The following is a 14,557-nucleotide window of genomic DNA, read 5'->3' as shown; positions in this document are numbered from 1 at the left end:
AAGCCGCACACAGAGACAGAAATCCCAAGGTCAGGGAAGGTCCGGTCATCGGTGCTAGGCGTGGGCATGCCCCTGGTGACGGGCAGGAGGCAGCTAACAGGCAGCGCAAAGGGTCAGTGTAGCCAAGCGGCACACTGATGTCCAGTCGGGGTTCTCAGAGACCCACGTTGCTCTCAACAGCTGTTCTCAACACCTATGAATAGCCCTCGCGCGGTGTGCGCTCTTCTTTACTGCCCTCTTCGCTCTCGATCCATGCCTCGGATGCGGATCGAGATGACGACGCGTCCTGAGAATTGCGCGCCGCGTGCGGTTCGTCAAGGCCCCGAGGCCGGGACCGATTCCCGGCGATCTTCACCTGGGCCCCCAGGACGCCCGTTGACGCCCCCTGGGAGACGCACGGCGAAGATCACCCTACTCGTCGCCGCCGGAAGATCAAGGCAGCCTCCCGGGGTACGCCAAAGGGCGACCACCCGGATGGGTGATCGCCCTTTGCGATGTGACATCCCCGCCTCGCGGCAGGGACGGTCCTGAGGAGTCAGAGGACTCGCAGGGTCACTTGACCTCGACGGAGGCGCCGGCGCCCTTGAGGGACTCGGCAGCCTTCTCGGCGGCCTCCTTGGCGACCTTCTCGAGGACGGGCTTCGGGGCGCCGTCCACGAGGTCCTTGGCCTCCTTGAGACCCAGCGAGGTCAGCTCACGCACGACCTTGATGACCTGGATCTTCTTCTCGCCGGCACCCGTGAGGATGACGTCGAACTCGTCCTGCTCGGCCTCGGCCTCAGCGGCCGGGCCGGCGCCCGCGGGGCCGGCAACGGCGACGGCCGCGGCGGCGGTGACGTCGAACTTCTCCTCGAAGGCCTTGACGAACTCGGAGAGCTCGATGAGGGTGAGCTCCTCGAACTGGGCGAGCAGGTCTTCCTGGCTGAGCTTCGCCATGATGGCGTCCTTCCACTAATTCGGCAGGTGCCGGATGTATATGTAGGCGGGCGTACGGGCCCGCTGCGCGCCGGTGGAGCGGAGAGTTACTCCGCCACCTCGGCGTCGGCGGGAGCCGGCGTACCGGCACCGCCCTGCTCGGCCTTCTTGGCGCGAAGCGCTTCCGCGGTGCGGACGAACTTCGACGGCAGAGCCTGGAAGAGCTGCGCAGCCTGAGTCTGCTTGCCCTTCATGGCGCCGGCCAGCTTGGCGAGCAGAACCTCGCGGGACTCGAGGTCCGCGAGCTTCTTGATCTCATCGGCGGACAGCGCCTTACCGTCAAGGACACCGCCCTTGATGATGAGGTTGGGGTTGTCCTTGGCGAAGTCACGAAGACCCTTCGCCGACTCCACCGGGTCACCGGTGATGAAGGCAACCGCCGTCGGACCTGCGAACAGGTCGTCCAGCGTGTCGATCCCGGCCTCGTTGGCCGCAATCTTGGTCAGCGTGTTCTTCACCACGGCGTACTGGGCGTTCTCACCGAGCGAACGACGCAGCGTCTTGAGCTGCGCCACGGTGAGACCCCGGTACTCGGTCAGCACGGCGGCGTTCGAGCTGCGGAACTGGTCCGTCAGCTCGGCTACCGCGGCAGCCTTGTCGGGCCTTGCCATGAGCGTCGGCCTCCTTCCGGGTGATGAGGACCGCTCAGAAGGGGCCGGAAAAGACGAAACGCCCCGGCGCAGGCGCCAGGGCGTAGCTCGACCGAATCAGATCCGGGAGCTTTCCACAGTCACCTGCGCAGGTCGCCCGTTCTTGACGGATCCTTCGGTCACCGTTTCCCCCGAGGAGGACGCGGCAACGACCAGCGGTCTTTGGCTTCTTCGTGAGCGTACGCGACCGGGGCCGTCCGGAGCAAATCCGTCCCGGTTCGACCGCTGCGAGAGGTTTGAGCGCCTCTCGGGGTGCTCCGTACACGAGGACGGGCCCCGCAGCCTCTCGGAGGCTGCGGGGCCCGTACCGTGCCGTGACGCGGCTACCGGGTGAGCGCGGGGGCTCAGACGGCGGCCGGGTCCTCCTCGACGAGGAGGTTGCGCACGCGGTTGGAGTCCAGCGGGATGCCGGGGCCCATCGTCGTGCTCATGGTCGCCTTCTTGATGAAGCGACCCTTCGCGGCGGACGGCTTCAGACGGAGGATCTCCTCCAGGGCCGCGCCGTAGTTCTCGACCAGCTTCGTGTCATCGAAAGAGGTCTTTCCGATGATGAAGTGCAGGTTCGAGTGCTTGTCGACGCGGAACTCGATCTTTCCGCCCTTGATGTCGTTGACAGCCTTCACGACATCGGGGGTGACGGTGCCGGTCTTCGGGTTCGGCATCAGACCACGCGGACCGAGCACGCGGCCCAGGCGGCCGACCTTGCCCATGAGGTCCGGCGTGGCGACGACGGCGTCGAAGTCCAGACGGCCCTTCGCCACCTCGTCGATGAGCTCGTCGGCGCCGACGATGTCGGCGCCCGCGGCTTCCGCGGCCGCAGCACGGTCACCGGTCGCGAAGACCAGGACCCGGGCGGTCTTGCCGGTGCCGTGCGGGAGGTTCACGGTGCCACGGACCATCTGGTCGGCCTTGCGAGGGTCGACACCCAGGCAGAACGCGACCTCGACGGTGCCGTCGAACTTGGTGGCGGCGGTGTCCTTGGCGAGACGGACGGCCTCGAGCGGGGCGTACGTACGCTCCCGGTCGATCTTCGCGTCCGCAGCGCGGAGGTTCTTGCTGCGCTTCACATCTACTCCTGATGATTTCAGAGTGTGGAGTCGTGGTGCGGACCAGCGCTTGGTCCTACCACTGTGGGGCTACGGGGCTGACTCAGCCTTCGACCGTGATGCCCATGGAACGGGCGGTGCCAGCGATGATCTTCGACGCGGCGTCGAGGTCGTTGGCGTTCAGGTCGGGGAGCTTGGTCGTGGCGATCTCGCGGACCTGGGCGGCCGTGAGCTTGGCGACCTTGGTCTTGTGCGGCTCGCCGGAGCCCTTGTCCACACCAGCGGCCTTGAGGATCAGCTTGGCGGCCGGCGGAGTCTTGGTGATGAAGGTGAAGGAGCGGTCCTCGTAGACCGTGATCTCCACCGGCACGACCATGCCACGCTGCGACTCGGTCGCGGCGTTGTAGGCCTTGCAGAACTCCATGATGTTGACGCCGTGCTGGCCCAGTGCGGGACCGACCGGCGGCGCCGGGTTGGCCGCACCGGCGTTGATCTGGAGCTTGATAAGCCCCGTGACCTTCTTCTTCTTGGGAGGCATTGCTCTCTCCGGGTCCTAGTGAGAGTGTTTCGCCGCCATTCCGGTCATCCGGATGGAGGCATACCGCACAACGATAACGGGTATAGCTGCGCGACCAAAAACCGAGCAGGTCAGACCGGCTGCGAAGCCTGTCTGACCTGCTGGGTAGGCATGTGTTCCGGAAGGCGGCGGAAAGACCGTCAGTTCTTCTGGATCTGGTCGAAGCTGAGCTCGACCGGGGTCTCGCGACCGAAGATCTCGACGAGGCCCTTGACCTTCTTCGAGTCGGCGTTGATCTCGTTGATCGTCGCCTGCAGGGTCGCGAACGGGCCGTCGGTGACGGTGACCGAGTCGCCCACCTCGAAGTCCAGGACCTGGACCTCGACCTTGCGGGCCGGAGCCGGCTTGCCCTCGGCCTCGGCTGCCTCGCGGGCCGCCTTCTCCTCGGCCTCGGGGGCGAGCATCTTGACGATCTCGTCCAGGGTCAGCGGGTACGGGTCGTAGGCGTTGCCCACGAAGCCGGTGACACCGGGCGTGTTGCGGACAACACCCCAGGACTCGTTCGTCAGGTCCATGCGCACCAGAACGTATCCCGGGAGCTTGTTCTGACGGACGTTCTTCCGCTCACCGTTCTTGATCTGGACGATCTCTTCCTCGGGCACCTCGGCCTGGTAGATGAAGTCCTCGACGTTGAGCGAGACGGCGCGCTGCTCCAGGTTGGCCTTCACGCGCTTCTCGTAACCGGCGTACGTGTGGATGACGTACCACTCGCCGGGAAGCCCGCGCAGCTCCTCGCGGAGCGCGGTGACGGCGTCGACGGGGGCGGCCGGCTCGGTCTCCTCGGCGGACTCGTCGTCCCCTTCGTCCTCGGCGGACTCGTCCGTGGCGTCGGACTCGTCGTCCTCGGCCACCTCTTCGTCCTCGGCCTCGTCCTCGTCGGACTCGGCGTGTACGGCGTCCTGCTCGGCGGGCTCGCCCGCGGCGGCGTCAGCAGCTTCGACCTGGTCCGGGGCCACGGCATCCGCCGCCTCGACGATGTCGAGCTCGTCCTCGGCGGACTCGACGGCGCTCGCCGTGGGCTCGGCGTCGTCGTTCAGGTTCGGGTCAGACACGATGGCTGCTTCTTCCTGGATACAAATGGGTGGAACATGCGAAAGGGGCGCCTGTGAGGCGCCCTCCGCGGGGATCAGCCGAAGACGTACTTGATGACCCGCGCAAATCCGAAGTCAATCACGGTGACGAGACCGATCATGACGACCACGAACGCGATCACTACGGCCGTGTACGTGGACAGCTGGCTGCGCGTAGGCCATACGACCTTGCGGAGCTCGGCGACGATCTGGCGGTAGAACAGCGCGAGACGGCCCAGAGGGCCCTTCTTTCCGCGCTTTCCGCCCTTCCGGGTCTTCTTCTTCGACTCGGGGGCTTCGTCCTCGGCATCAGGCATGTCGATGGAGCCCACGGCGTCCGTCACGCTACTCACCTGATTCCGGGTCGTGGCCGTGCCGCGCCCGGTGGAGCCGCACGGCGGTGCATTGAAGTACGTACATGCGCACACATCCTGGCGAAGGAGTGTGTAGCAGGGCCGGAGGGACTTGAACCCCCAACCGCTGGTTTTGGAGACCAGTGCTCTACCAATTGAGCTACGACCCTTTGTGGTTTCCACCAACCTACCGCATCTTCCCCGGCGGACCGGGAGGGAAAACGGTGCGGCTGATGAAGGCCAACGACAGGTGAGTGTACGTGTTCCGGGGCGCCGCGTCGAACAGACAACTACCGACCGGTCCTGTCCGGATGCTGTCCGACTCCTGTCCGGTCCCTGAAACCCCTGTGCCGCAGGCATTTCCGGTCTGGGAGCATGGGGGCATGAGCGCTGCAACTTCTCCGACCGAGCGCCGGGTTTCGGCCCGCGTCGGTGCGATCTCCGAGTCCGCCACCCTCGCCGTCGACGCCAAGGCCAAGGCCCTGAAGGCCGCCGGGCGTCCGGTGATCGGCTTCGGCGCCGGCGAGCCCGACTTCCCGACACCCGGTTACATCGTGGACGCCGCCGTCGAGGCGTGCCGCAACCCGAAGTACCACCGCTACACCCCTGCGGGCGGGCTCCCCGAGCTCAAGGCCGCCATCGTGGCGAAGACGCTGCGCGACTCCGGCTACGAGATCGACCCCTCCCAGGTCCTGGTGACCAACGGTGGCAAGCAGGCCATCTACGAGGCCTTCGCCGCGATCCTCGACCCGGGCGACGAGGTCATCGTCCCCGCCCCGTACTGGACGACCTACCCCGAGTCGATCCGTCTCGCCGGCGGTGTCCCGGTGGAGGTCGTGGCCGACGAGACCACCGGCTACCGCGTCTCGGTCGAGCAGCTCGAGGCGGCGCGCACCGAGCGCACGAAGGTCGTCCTGTTCGTGTCGCCGTCGAACCCGACGGGCGCCGTCTACAGCGAGGCCGACACCGAGGCGATCGGCCGCTGGGCCGTGGAGCACGGCCTGTGGGTCATGACCGACGAGATCTACGAGCACCTCGTCTACGGTGGCGCGGCGGCCGCCTCGCTCCCCGCGGTCGTGCCCGAGCTGCGCGACAGGTGCATCGTGGTCAACGGTGTCGCCAAGACGTACGCCATGACCGGCTGGCGGGTCGGCTGGATCATCGGCCCCAAGGACATCGTGAAGGCCGCGACCAACCTGCAGTCGCACGCCACGTCCAACGTCAGCAACGTCGCGCAGGTGGCCGCGCTGGCCGCGGTCTCGGGATCGCTGGACGCGGTCGCCGAGATGCGGACCGCCTTCGACCGGCGGCGCAAGACGATCGTGCGCATGCTCAACGAGATCGAGGGCGTGTTCTGCCCCGAGCCCGAGGGCGCGTTCTACGCGTACCCGTCGGTGAAGGGTCTGCTCGGCAAGGAGATCCGCGGCAAGCGCCCGGCGGACTCCGTCGAGCTCGCGGCCCTCATCCTGGACGAGGCCGAGGTCGCCGTGGTGCCGGGCGAGGCCTTCGGTACGCCGGGCTACCTGCGGCTTTCCTACGCGCTGGGCGACGACGACCTCGCCGAGGGCGTCTCGCGGCTCCAGAAGCTGCTGGGTGAGGCGCGCGACTGATCGCGTACCGGATCCAGGTGGCCCCCGGCTCCGGCCGGGGGCCACTTTTCTGTTCGATGGGTAACTCGGAAGGGGATCCGGGTTTCGCGGGGGCCCCGGTGTGCGGCAAGATCCTTCAATGGAGCGTGACGTACGGCTGTTGCCCAAGGCCCACCTGCACCTGCACTTCACCGGGTCGATGCGGCCGACGACCCTGCTCGAACTGGCGGACAAGTACGGGGTCCGCCTGCCCGAGGCGCTGACCAGCGGTGAGCCGCCCCAGCTGCGGGCGACCGACGAGCGCGGCTGGTTCCGCTTCCAGCGCCTCTACGACATCGCCCGGTCCTGCCTGCGCTCCCCCGAGGACATCCAGCGGCTGGTGCGCGAGACCGCGATGGAGGACGTCGCGGACGGTTCCGGGTGGCTGGAGATCCAGGTCGACCCCACCTCGTACGCCCCGCTGCTCGGCGGGCTCATCCCGGCCATCGAGATCATCCTGGACGCCGTGGACAGCGCGGCGAGGGAGACCGGGCTCGGGATCCGGGTGGTGATCGCCGCGAACCGCATGAAGCATCCGCTGGACGCCCGCACGCTGGCCCGGCTGGCCGTGCGCTACGCGGACCGGGGGGTCATCGGCTTCGGGCTCTCCAACGACGAACGGCGCGGCATGGCCCGCGACTTCGACCGCGCCTTCGCGATCGCCCGTGAGGGCGGTCTGCTCGCCGCGCCGCACGGCGGGGAGCTCTCGGGCCCCTCCAGCGTCCGGGACTGCCTGGACGACCTCGACGCGGGCCGGATCGGCCACGGCGTACGGGCGGCCGAGGACCCGAGGCTCCTGCGCCGGCTCGCGGAGCGCGGGGTGACCTGCGAGGTCTGCCCGGCGTCCAACGTGGCGCTCGGCGTCTACGAGAAGCCCGCGGACGTACCCCTGCGCACTCTGTTCGACGCCGGGGTGCCGATGGCGCTCGGTGCGGACGACCCGCTGCTCTTCGGTTCCCGGCTGGCCGCGCAGTACGACCTCGTACGCCGCCACCACGCCTTCACCGACGAGGAACTGGCCGAGCTGGCACGGCAGTCCGTGCGGGGATCGGTGGCGCCCGTCGAGGTGCGGGAGAGACTGCTGGACGGGATCGACGCGTGGCTGGCCCCGGCTAGCTGATGCCGCTCAGCAGGGTGCGCGCGAGGGACGCGGCGAAGTCGTCCAGCGTCTGCGGGGCGGCGCCCATCTCGTAGGCGAAGGCGCGCTGGGCGCAGGCGCCCAGCAGCAGCGAGGCCGCGGCGTAGGTGTCCGCGCCGGGGCCGACGCGGCCCGCCTGCTGTTCGGCGCGCAGATAGGCGTCGAGCCCCTGGATCGGCTTGTGGGGGCCGGTGCCCATCTCCCGCATGGCCGCTTCGTGGCGCTGCTTGAGCCGGGGCTCGGCGTAGAGGGAGGCGAGCACCGGGAAGGTCTGCTCGTAGAAGAGCGCCGCCTGTCGGGCGATCTCGGTGAGGTTCTGCTCCAGGTCGCCCCGGCCCGCCTCCAGATCGCTCAGGAGCGGGCCCAGCCTCGGCATGCGTTCGCCGAGGACGGTCACGAAGAGCTCCTCCTTGCTCCCGAAGTACTTGTACAGCGCCGCCTCGGAACAGCCGGCGGCCTTGGCGATCTCCTTCGTCGTCGTCCGCGCGAGGCCGATGCGGAGCATGAGCTCGTGGGCCGCGTCGACGATCCGGATGCGGGCCGGCTTCTGCTCCATGAGGACTCCCGAAGGGCTTGACGAAGGGGTGAGCGTCCACTCACCCTAAAGGTGAGTGAATACTCACCCACCTGAGGAGGCGTGCGCCATGAGGCTCACAGTGTTCGGAGCGACGGGGGCCGTCGGCCAGGAGATCGTGCGGCAGGCGCTCACGGCGGGGCACGAGGTGACGGCCGTGGTCCGGGACCCCGCACGGCTTCCGGAGGGCCTGCGGGGCGCGGCTCTGCACGCGGTCGTGCCCCTGGGCGACACCGCCGCCGTGCGCGCGGCGGTCGCGGGGCGGGACGCGGTGCTCTCGGGGCTCGGGGCCCGGGGCCGGAAGGCCGGCGACGTGGCGGAGCGGCTGACCCGGCAGGTGACCGGGGCGATGGAGGCGGAGGGGGTGCGCCGGCTGCTCGTCGTCAGCGCGGCACCGGTCGGCCCGGAGCCCGCGGACGACCCCCTGCTGGACCGTGTGGTCCGCCGGGTGATCGGCGCGGTCCTCAAGGAGGTGTACGCGGATCTGACACGCATGGAGGCCGCGTTGGCCGCCGGCGCGACGGACTGGACGTCGGTGCGGCCGCCGAAGCTCACGAACGGCCCGCTGACGGGGACGTACCGGACGGTCGTGGGCGGCACCCCGCGCAGCGGACGGTCCCTCGCGCGGGCCGATGTGGCCCACGCGATGCTGGCGCTGATCGACGAGCCGGGCGCGGTGAAGCAGGGCGTGGGCATCGCCTACTGAACCGCCCCGGAGCCCGTGACCCCGGCGCGGGGCCATGGGCCGCCGGGCCGTGGGCCGCAGGCCGGGCGGCTACAGGCTGACGCCGACCGTCACCGGCTCGTTGACGAGGGTGACCCCGAAGGCCTCGTGGACCCCTGCGACGACCTCGCGGGCCAGCGCCAGCAGGTCCTCGGTGGTCGCCCCGCCCCGGTTGGTGAGGGCCAGCGTGTGCTTGGTGGAGATGCGCGCGGGGCCCGTGCCGTAGCCCTTCGTGAAGCCCGCCTTGTCGATGAGCCAGGCGGCCGAGGTCTTCATCCGCCCGTCGCCCGCGGGGAAGGCCGGGGGCGTGACGTCCGCGCCCAGGCGCTCGGCGGCGCGGTCGAGGAAGGCCGCGTGCTGCGCCTCGTCGAGGATCGGGTTGGTGAAGAAGGACCCGGCCGACCAGGTGTCGTGGTCCTCCGGGTCGAGCACCATCCCCTTGCCCGCCCGCAGCCGCAGGACGGTCTCGCCGGCGGAGGCGAGGGGGACGCGGTCGCCCTGCTCGACGCCCATGGCCCTGGCCGTCTCCGGGTAGCGCAGGGGCGCGGACCGGCCGCCCGCGTCCTCCAGCCCGAACCGGACGCGGAGGACGACGTACCGGTCGGGTTCGGCCTTGAAACGGCTGTGGCGGTAGGAGAAGCCGCAGGCCTCGTTCGGCAGGGTGACCGTCTCCCGGGTGTGCCGGTCGTAGGCGACGACCTCGGTGATGACGGAGGACACCTCCTGCCCGTAGGCGCCGACGTTCTGGATCGGTGTCGCCCCGGCGGACCCGGGGATCCCGGCGAGGCACTCGATCCCGGCCAGACCCGCCTCGACCGTACGGGCCACGGCGTCGGTCCAGACCTCGCCCGCGGCGAGCTCGAGCGTCGTACCGGAGAGCGCGAAGCCCTTGGTCGCGATGCGGAGGGCCGTCCCGTCGAAGCCCTTGTCGCCGATGACCAGGTTGGAGCCGCCACCGATGACCAGGAGCGGGGTGCCGCTGTCGTCGGCTTCGCGTACGGCGGCGATCACCTCGGTGTCGGTGGTCGCCGTCAGGAGGCGGCCGGCCGGGCCGCCGAGCCGGAAGGTGGTCAGGGGGGCGAGGGGGGCGTCGTGGAGTTCCTGCACGGGGACAAGAGTACGGTCCACGGCCCGGGAGCGGACCACGGACCGTGCGGGGCGGGCCAGAGGTCGGACGGCCACGCGGACACACTCCGCGGCCGTCCCGGGTGCCGGGCCGGAGGCCGGCTCGCAGCGCGGGTGACCCGGTCGAGCGCCCCGGCGACCGGACGACGACGAAGGGGCACGGTCCCCTGGACCGCACCCCTTCACCCCGCGTACAGCGGGCTCAGCCGAGCCGCACGACCGCGCGGGACATGCCGAGGACCTTCTTGCCGTCGCTCGTCGCGGTCAGGTCGACCCGCACCAGGTTGTCGTCCAGCTTCGCGGCGACCTTCCCGCTGACCTCGATCAGCGCACCGGTGGCGTCGTTGGGCACGACGACCGGCTTGGTGAACCGCACCCCGTACTCGACGACCGCGCCCGGGTCGCCGGTCCAGTCCGTGACCACCCGGATCGCCTCGGCCATCGTGAACATGCCGTGCGCGATGACGTCCGGCAGCCCGACCTCCTTCGCGAACTTCTCGTTCCAGTGGATCGGGTTGAAGTCACCGGAGGCGCCCGCGTACTGCACCAGCGTCGCCCGGGTCACCGGGAACGACCGCGCCGGCAGTTCCGTGCCGACCTCGACCGCCCCGTAGGCGATGTTCGCCGTCATCACGCCTCCTCGGCGGCGCGTGCCACCAGCTTCGTCCACGCGGTCACCACGTACTCGCCGGACTCGTCGTGCACCTCGCCGCGGATGTCCACGATGTCGTTGCCCGCCATCGTCTTGATCGCCTCGATGGTGGAGGTGACCGTAAGCCGGTCCCCCGCCCGGACGGGACGCGCGTAGGCGAACTTCTGGTCACCGTGCACCACGCGGCTGTAGTCGAGGCCCAGCTGGGGGTCCTGGACGACCTGGCCCGCGGCCTTGAAGGTGATGGAGAAGACAAAAGTGGGAGGAGCGATCACGTCGGAGTACCCGAGAGCCTTGGCGGCCTCCGGGTCCACGTACGCGGGGTTGGTGTCACCCACCGCTTCCGCGAACTCCCGGATCTTCTCCCGGCCGACCTCGTACGCCGGGGTGGGCGGATAGGTCCGCCCCACGAAGGACTGGTCGAGCGCCATGAGCCCGGTACCTCCTGATGAAAGTCGAATAGGGCGAGGGACAGCCCGAGCCATCAAGATAAACGACACGAGGCCGCCCCCAATGGGGACGGCCTCGTGTACGAGCCTGTTTTCAGCGCGTTTCGCGGTGCGCAGTGTGTGAGTTGCAGCGCGGGCAGTGCTTCTTCATCTCAAGACGGTCCGGGTTGTTACGCCGGTTCTTCTTGGTGATGTAGTTCCGCTCCTTGCACTCCACGCAGGCCAGCGTGATCTTCGGGCGGACGTCGGTGGCAGCCACGTGAGTGCTCCTTGGACGGACGGATGGACGGATGAACGCAAAAAAGAGTAGCCGATCGAAGGACCGACCCCACAATCGGCTACCGTTAGTAGCGGTGACCGGACTTGAACCGGTGACACAGCGATTATGAGCCGCTTGCTCTACCGACTGAGCTACACCGCTTTGATGCCGGGCTTCCCCCGCCGAAGCGGGGTGACCCGATCACCAGAGCCCCAATGCGGAATCGAACCGCAGACCTTCTCCTTACCATGGAGACGCTCTACCGACTGAGCTATTGGGGCGAGCGAGGAAGACATTACACGGTCTCTCGCCGATCGCCCAAATCCGTTTCCGTCACCCTCACCGGACCCCGCCGCGCCCCCCGGCCGGCACCCGCCTCCACCCCCCTGATCAGGCCCTTGATCAGCCCGTACGTGATCTCCGCCGCGCACCTCGCGGACGCCCGTGAGGCACCTCTCCGGGCCCGCCCCGGCCCTCACCGCCAGGGCCACATTCGTACGACTAATTCGCTCCTCCCTGGAGCGGGAGGGGCATCCGCCTAGGTTGGGCGCACTCTGCGTGATCTTGCATTTCTTCCAGGAGCGGCGCGATGCCCGACAGCCCTACCGACGCGCCCGCACTCCTCCTCGGCGGAGCCAGGCTCGCGGACGGGCGCACCGTCGACGTACGCATCGGCGGCACGCGGATCGAGGCGGTCGGCACGGCGGGCAGTCTCACCGCCCGGGGGACCCGCCTGGACCTGCGCGGGTACCTCCTGCTGCCCGCCCCCGCCGAGCCCCACGCCCACGCGGACACGGCGCTCACCGGCGCCGCGGAGGGCCCCGCGTCCCGCCGGCCCGAGGACGTCCGCCGCCGCGCCACGGAGGCCGCGCTGCTCCAGCTCAGCCACGGGGCCACCGCGCTGCGCGCCCACGTACGCGTCGGCGACGTCCAGGGACTCGGCTCCCTCGAAGGCGTCCTCGGGGCGCGCCGCTCCCTGCGCGGCCTCACGGAACTGACCGCCGTCGCGGTGCCCCGGCTCCTCACCGGCGTCGCGGGGGCCGACGGCCTCGCCGTGCTCCGTGACGCCGTCGACATGGGCGCGGACGTGATCGGCGGCTGCCCCGACCTCGACCCCGATCCGGCCGGCTACACCGAGGCGGTCCTGGAACTGGCCGCCGCCACGGGCCGGCCCGTGGACCTCCACACCGACGGTGACGACCCCGCCCGGCTCGCCCGGCTGGCCGCGATGGCCGGCGGGCTCCGTCCCGGTGTCTGCCTGGGCCCCTGTGCGGGTCTCTCGCGGCTTCCGGGCGACGAGGCGGCCCGCACCGCCGACCGGCTCGCCGCCGCCGCCGTGACGGTGATCTGCCTCCCCCAGGGCGGCTGCTCGGGCTCCCGGCTCCGCGGGAGCCCGCCCGTACGGCTGCTGAGGGCCGCCGGGGTGCGGGTGGCCGCCGGCAGCGGAGCCCTGCGCGACAGCGCCAACCCGGTCGGCCGCGGCGACCCCCTGGAGGCCGCCTACCTGCTCGCCTCCCAGGGCGGCCTCGGCCCCGGGTCCGCCTACGAGGCCGTCTCCGCCGCCGCGAGGGCGGCCCTGGGCCTTCCCGGGGTGCGCGTCGAGGCCGGCTTCCCCGCCGAGCTGCTGGCCGTGCGCGGGGACGGGCTGGCCGGGGTGCTCTCCCTCGCGTACAGCCGGATCGTGGTGCACCGGGGACGCGTGGTGGCGCGGACCAGCGCCGTACGTGAGTACTGCGACTCGGAGGCCGCGGCCGCCCTGGACCTCCCCCGTCAGGGACGCGCCGATTCCGGCCCCGGCGGCGGGGCTTGAGCACGAGCGTCCCGCGCGGCGTACGGTCGGAAGCATGCGCATTGTCATTGCAGGTGGACATGGTCAGATCGCGCTGCGGCTGGAGCGGCTGCTCGCCGCGCGCGGTGACGAAGCGGTAGGTGTGATCCGCAACCCGGAGCAGCGGGAGGACCTGGAGGCGGCGGGCGCCGAGCCCGTGGTCCTCGACCTGGAGTCGGCCTCGGTCGAGGAGGTGGCGGAGGTCCTGCGAGGAGCGGACGCGGTGGTCTTCGCGGCCGGCGCGGGCCCCGACAGCGGCTCGGCGCGCAAGGACACGGTGGACCGGGGAGCGGCCGTGCTCTTCGCGGACGCCGCGGAGCGGGCGGGGGTGCGCCGCTACGTCGTGGTGTCCTCCATGGGCGCCGATCCCGGCCGCTCCGGCGACGAGGTCTTCGACATCTACCAGCGGGCCAAGGGCGAGGCGGACGCGTACGTGCGCTCCAGGAGCAGCCTGGACTGGACGATCCTGCGCCCCGGGATGCTCACGAACGACGCCGGCACCGGCCAGGTCCTGCTCGCCGCGTCGACGGGCCGCGGGCCGGTCCCGCGTGACGACGTGGCGGCGGTGCTGGCGGAACTGCTGGACACCCCCGCGACGGCGGGCCTGACGCTGGAGCTGATCAGCGGCTCCAAGCCGGTGACCGTGGCGGTGAAGGACATCGCGGGGAACTGAGGCCGGGCGCTGCCCGCGCAGGGGTGCGGTTCTCCGCAGGTCCGGTTCCTGCGGAGAACCGCACCGGACCGGACGGCCGTCCGCATACCGGCCGGTGAGCTGCGGTTCCCAAGATGGAGGGTGATCGGGGTACACGCCCCGGAGTGACGACCCGCCGACTTGGAGACCCTATGCATCTCACGTACGCGGCTGCACCGCAGGAGCCCTCGGGCGGCATCGCGGGCTGGGCCACCGGACTCGTCGAGACCCTGGGCGGCCCCGGAGCGGGCCTGGCCATCGCTCTGGAGAACCTCTTCCCCCCGCTGCCGAGCGAGGTGATCCTGCCGCTGACCGGCTTCGCCGCCGGGCAGGGAGTCCTCAGCCTGGCTTCGGCGCTGTTCTGGACCACGCTCGGCTCGGTCGTGGGAGCCCTGGTCCTCTACTGGATCGGCGCCGGCTTCGGCCGGGAGCGCATGCACGCCCTGTGGGCGAAGCTGCCGCTGGTGAAGGCCTCCGACCTGGTGCGCACGGAGGAGTGGTTCGCCCGGCACGGCACCAAGGCGGTCTTCTTCGGCCGCATGGTGCCGGTCTTCCGCAGCCTCATCTCCGTCCCCGCGGGCGTGGAGCGCATGCCCCTGCCCGTCTTCGTCACGCTGACGGCGCTCGGCAGCCTGATCTGGAACTCGGTTCTGGTGATGGCCGGATACTGGCTGGGCGACCGGTGGGAGTCGGTGGGGACGTACGTGGGCTACGCCTCCAAGGCGGTGCTCGGCCTGGCGGTCGTGGCCGTCGTGACGTACGTGGTCCTGCGGCTGCGCGGCAACGACCGCGCTCAGCACCGCCGCAGTTCGTGAACC

General features: G+C 70.3%; 17 protein-coding genes and 3 tRNA genes. 6 read left to right on the top strand and 14 right to left on the bottom strand.

Annotated features, from left to right (window positions below; all coding sequences use genetic code 11):
- Positions 1-552: 552 nt before the first annotated feature.
- From rplL to OG488_RS22445, 7 genes are all read right to left on the bottom strand, one after another.
- Positions 553-936, bottom strand: coding sequence for a 50S ribosomal protein L7/L12 (rplL, locus tag OG488_RS22475; RefSeq protein ID WP_329231823.1), 384 nt, complete (start codon positions 934-936; stop codon positions 553-555).
- A gap of 86 nt (positions 937-1,022) precedes the next feature.
- Positions 1,023-1,586, bottom strand: a complete 564-nt coding sequence (rplJ, locus tag OG488_RS22470; RefSeq protein WP_329231821.1) for a 50S ribosomal protein L10 — start codon at positions 1,584-1,586, stop codon at positions 1,023-1,025.
- 383 nt (positions 1,587-1,969) lie between these two features.
- Positions 1,970-2,692 carry a 50S ribosomal protein L1 gene (rplA, locus tag OG488_RS22465; protein WP_329231819.1) on the bottom strand — a complete coding sequence of 241 codons (723 nt, stop codon included), beginning with the start codon at positions 2,690-2,692 and terminating at the stop codon, positions 1,970-1,972.
- Between the two features lie 82 nt (positions 2,693-2,774).
- Positions 2,775-3,209, bottom strand: coding sequence for a 50S ribosomal protein L11 (gene rplK, locus OG488_RS22460; RefSeq protein WP_010058817.1), 435 nt, complete (start codon positions 3,207-3,209; stop codon positions 2,775-2,777).
- A 179-nt stretch (positions 3,210-3,388) separates the two neighbouring features.
- Positions 3,389-4,300: a transcription termination/antitermination protein NusG gene (nusG, locus tag OG488_RS22455; protein WP_329231817.1), complete on the bottom strand. Its 912-nt coding sequence runs from the start codon at positions 4,298-4,300 to the stop codon at positions 3,389-3,391.
- Positions 4,301-4,374: 74 nt separating this feature from the next.
- Complete coding sequence (secE, locus tag OG488_RS22450) at positions 4,375-4,662, bottom strand: preprotein translocase subunit SecE (protein WP_329231815.1); 288 nt, start codon at positions 4,660-4,662, stop codon at positions 4,375-4,377.
- Positions 4,663-4,768: 106 nt separating this feature from the next.
- Positions 4,769-4,841, bottom strand: a tRNA-Trp gene (locus OG488_RS22445).
- A gap of 213 nt (positions 4,842-5,054) precedes the next feature.
- Here OG488_RS22445 and OG488_RS22440 point away from each other — a divergent pair.
- Positions 5,055-6,281: a pyridoxal phosphate-dependent aminotransferase gene (locus OG488_RS22440; protein ID WP_329231813.1), complete on the top strand. Its 1,227-nt coding sequence runs from the start codon at positions 5,055-5,057 to the stop codon at positions 6,279-6,281.
- A 118-nt stretch (positions 6,282-6,399) separates the two neighbouring features.
- Positions 6,400-7,419 carry an adenosine deaminase gene (locus tag OG488_RS22435; RefSeq protein WP_329231811.1) on the top strand — a complete coding sequence of 340 codons (1,020 nt, stop codon included), beginning with the start codon at positions 6,400-6,402 and terminating at the stop codon, positions 7,417-7,419.
- On the opposite strand, the gene OG488_RS22430 is transcribed toward OG488_RS22435, so the two are convergent.
- Complete coding sequence (locus OG488_RS22430; RefSeq protein ID WP_329231809.1) at positions 7,412-7,993, bottom strand: TetR/AcrR family transcriptional regulator; 582 nt, start codon at positions 7,991-7,993, stop codon at positions 7,412-7,414. The two genes, OG488_RS22435 and OG488_RS22430, sit on opposite strands and share 8 nt — an antisense overlap.
- Before the next feature lie 88 nt (positions 7,994-8,081).
- Here OG488_RS22430 and OG488_RS22425 point away from each other — a divergent pair, with 88 nt between their 5' ends.
- The gene (locus OG488_RS22425; protein WP_329231807.1) at positions 8,082-8,717 is read left to right on the top strand and encodes an NAD(P)-dependent oxidoreductase; all 636 of its coding nucleotides are present in this window, start codon (positions 8,082-8,084) and stop codon (positions 8,715-8,717) included.
- 69 nt (positions 8,718-8,786) lie between these two features.
- Here the strand turns inward: OG488_RS22425 and OG488_RS22420 are convergent, their stop codons facing one another.
- From OG488_RS22420 to OG488_RS22395, 6 genes are all read right to left on the bottom strand, one after another.
- On the bottom strand, positions 8,787-9,842 hold the full coding sequence (locus OG488_RS22420; protein WP_406464023.1) for a UDP-N-acetylmuramate dehydrogenase: 1,056 nt from the start codon (positions 9,840-9,842) through the stop codon (positions 8,787-8,789).
- Positions 9,843-10,062: 220 nt separating this feature from the next.
- Positions 10,063-10,491 carry a MaoC family dehydratase gene (locus tag OG488_RS22415; RefSeq protein WP_329231805.1) on the bottom strand — a complete coding sequence of 143 codons (429 nt, stop codon included), beginning with the start codon at positions 10,489-10,491 and terminating at the stop codon, positions 10,063-10,065.
- A complete protein-coding gene (locus OG488_RS22410; RefSeq protein WP_329231804.1) occupies positions 10,491-10,943 on the bottom strand; it encodes a MaoC family dehydratase N-terminal domain-containing protein in 453 nt (150 codons plus the stop codon). The genes OG488_RS22415 and OG488_RS22410 overlap by 1 nt, the downstream gene beginning before the upstream one ends.
- Positions 10,944-11,055: 112 nt before the next feature.
- Positions 11,056-11,220, bottom strand: a complete 165-nt coding sequence (gene rpmG / locus OG488_RS22405) for a 50S ribosomal protein L33 (protein ID WP_003956487.1) — start codon at positions 11,218-11,220, stop codon at positions 11,056-11,058.
- 89 nt (positions 11,221-11,309) lie between these two features.
- Positions 11,310-11,382 (bottom strand) — tRNA-Met (locus OG488_RS22400).
- 46 nt (positions 11,383-11,428) lie between these two features.
- Positions 11,429-11,501: transfer RNA gene (locus tag OG488_RS22395), tRNA-Thr, on the bottom strand.
- Positions 11,502-11,809: 308 nt separating this feature from the next.
- Between OG488_RS22395 and OG488_RS22390 the strand changes: the two genes are divergently transcribed.
- The 3 genes from OG488_RS22390 (at position 11,810) to OG488_RS22380 (ending at position 14,554) form a co-directional block, all read left to right on the top strand.
- Positions 11,810-13,030: an amidohydrolase family protein gene (locus OG488_RS22390; protein WP_329231802.1), complete on the top strand. Its 1,221-nt coding sequence runs from the start codon at positions 11,810-11,812 to the stop codon at positions 13,028-13,030.
- Positions 13,031-13,064: 34 nt separating this feature from the next.
- Entirely contained in the window at positions 13,065-13,721 is a 657-nt protein-coding gene (locus tag OG488_RS22385) for an SDR family oxidoreductase (RefSeq protein ID WP_329231800.1), read from the top strand.
- Between the two features lie 170 nt (positions 13,722-13,891).
- Positions 13,892-14,554, top strand: a complete 663-nt coding sequence (locus OG488_RS22380) for a DedA family protein (RefSeq protein WP_329231798.1) — start codon at positions 13,892-13,894, stop codon at positions 14,552-14,554.
- Positions 14,555-14,557 lie beyond the last annotated feature (3 nt).

Source organism: Streptomyces sp. NBC_01460 (assembly GCF_036227405.1).
Lineage (GTDB): Bacteria > Actinomycetota > Actinomycetes > Streptomycetales > Streptomycetaceae > Streptomyces.
Note: the sequence above shows the minus strand (reverse complement) of the source record. Positions and strands in the feature narration are given on the sequence as shown.

Coding starts and splice junctions, on each gene's coding strand:
- rplL (WP_329231823.1), bottom strand. CDS start 936: ATGGCGAAGCTCAGCCAGGAAGACCTGCTCGCCCAGTTCGAGGAGCTC.
- rplJ (WP_329231821.1), bottom strand. CDS start 1,586: ATGGCAAGGCCCGACAAGGCTGCCGCGGTAGCCGAGCTGACGGACCAG.
- rplK (WP_010058817.1), bottom strand. CDS start 3,209: ATGCCTCCCAAGAAGAAGAAGGTCACGGGGCTTATCAAGCTCCAGATC.
- OG488_RS22440 (WP_329231813.1), top strand. CDS start 5,055: ATGAGCGCTGCAACTTCTCCGACCGAGCGCCGGGTTTCGGCCCGCGTC.
- OG488_RS22435 (WP_329231811.1), top strand. CDS start 6,400: ATGGAGCGTGACGTACGGCTGTTGCCCAAGGCCCACCTGCACCTGCAC.
- OG488_RS22430 (WP_329231809.1), bottom strand. CDS start 7,993: ATGGAGCAGAAGCCGGCCCGCATCCGGATCGTCGACGCGGCCCACGAG.
- OG488_RS22425 (WP_329231807.1), top strand. CDS start 8,082: ATGAGGCTCACAGTGTTCGGAGCGACGGGGGCCGTCGGCCAGGAGATC.
- OG488_RS22415 (WP_329231805.1), bottom strand. CDS start 10,491: ATGACGGCGAACATCGCCTACGGGGCGGTCGAGGTCGGCACGGAACTG.
- OG488_RS22410 (WP_329231804.1), bottom strand. CDS start 10,943: ATGGCGCTCGACCAGTCCTTCGTGGGGCGGACCTATCCGCCCACCCCG.
- OG488_RS22390 (WP_329231802.1), top strand. CDS start 11,810: ATGCCCGACAGCCCTACCGACGCGCCCGCACTCCTCCTCGGCGGAGCC.
- OG488_RS22385 (WP_329231800.1), top strand. CDS start 13,065: ATGCGCATTGTCATTGCAGGTGGACATGGTCAGATCGCGCTGCGGCTG.
- OG488_RS22380 (WP_329231798.1), top strand. CDS start 13,892: ATGCATCTCACGTACGCGGCTGCACCGCAGGAGCCCTCGGGCGGCATC.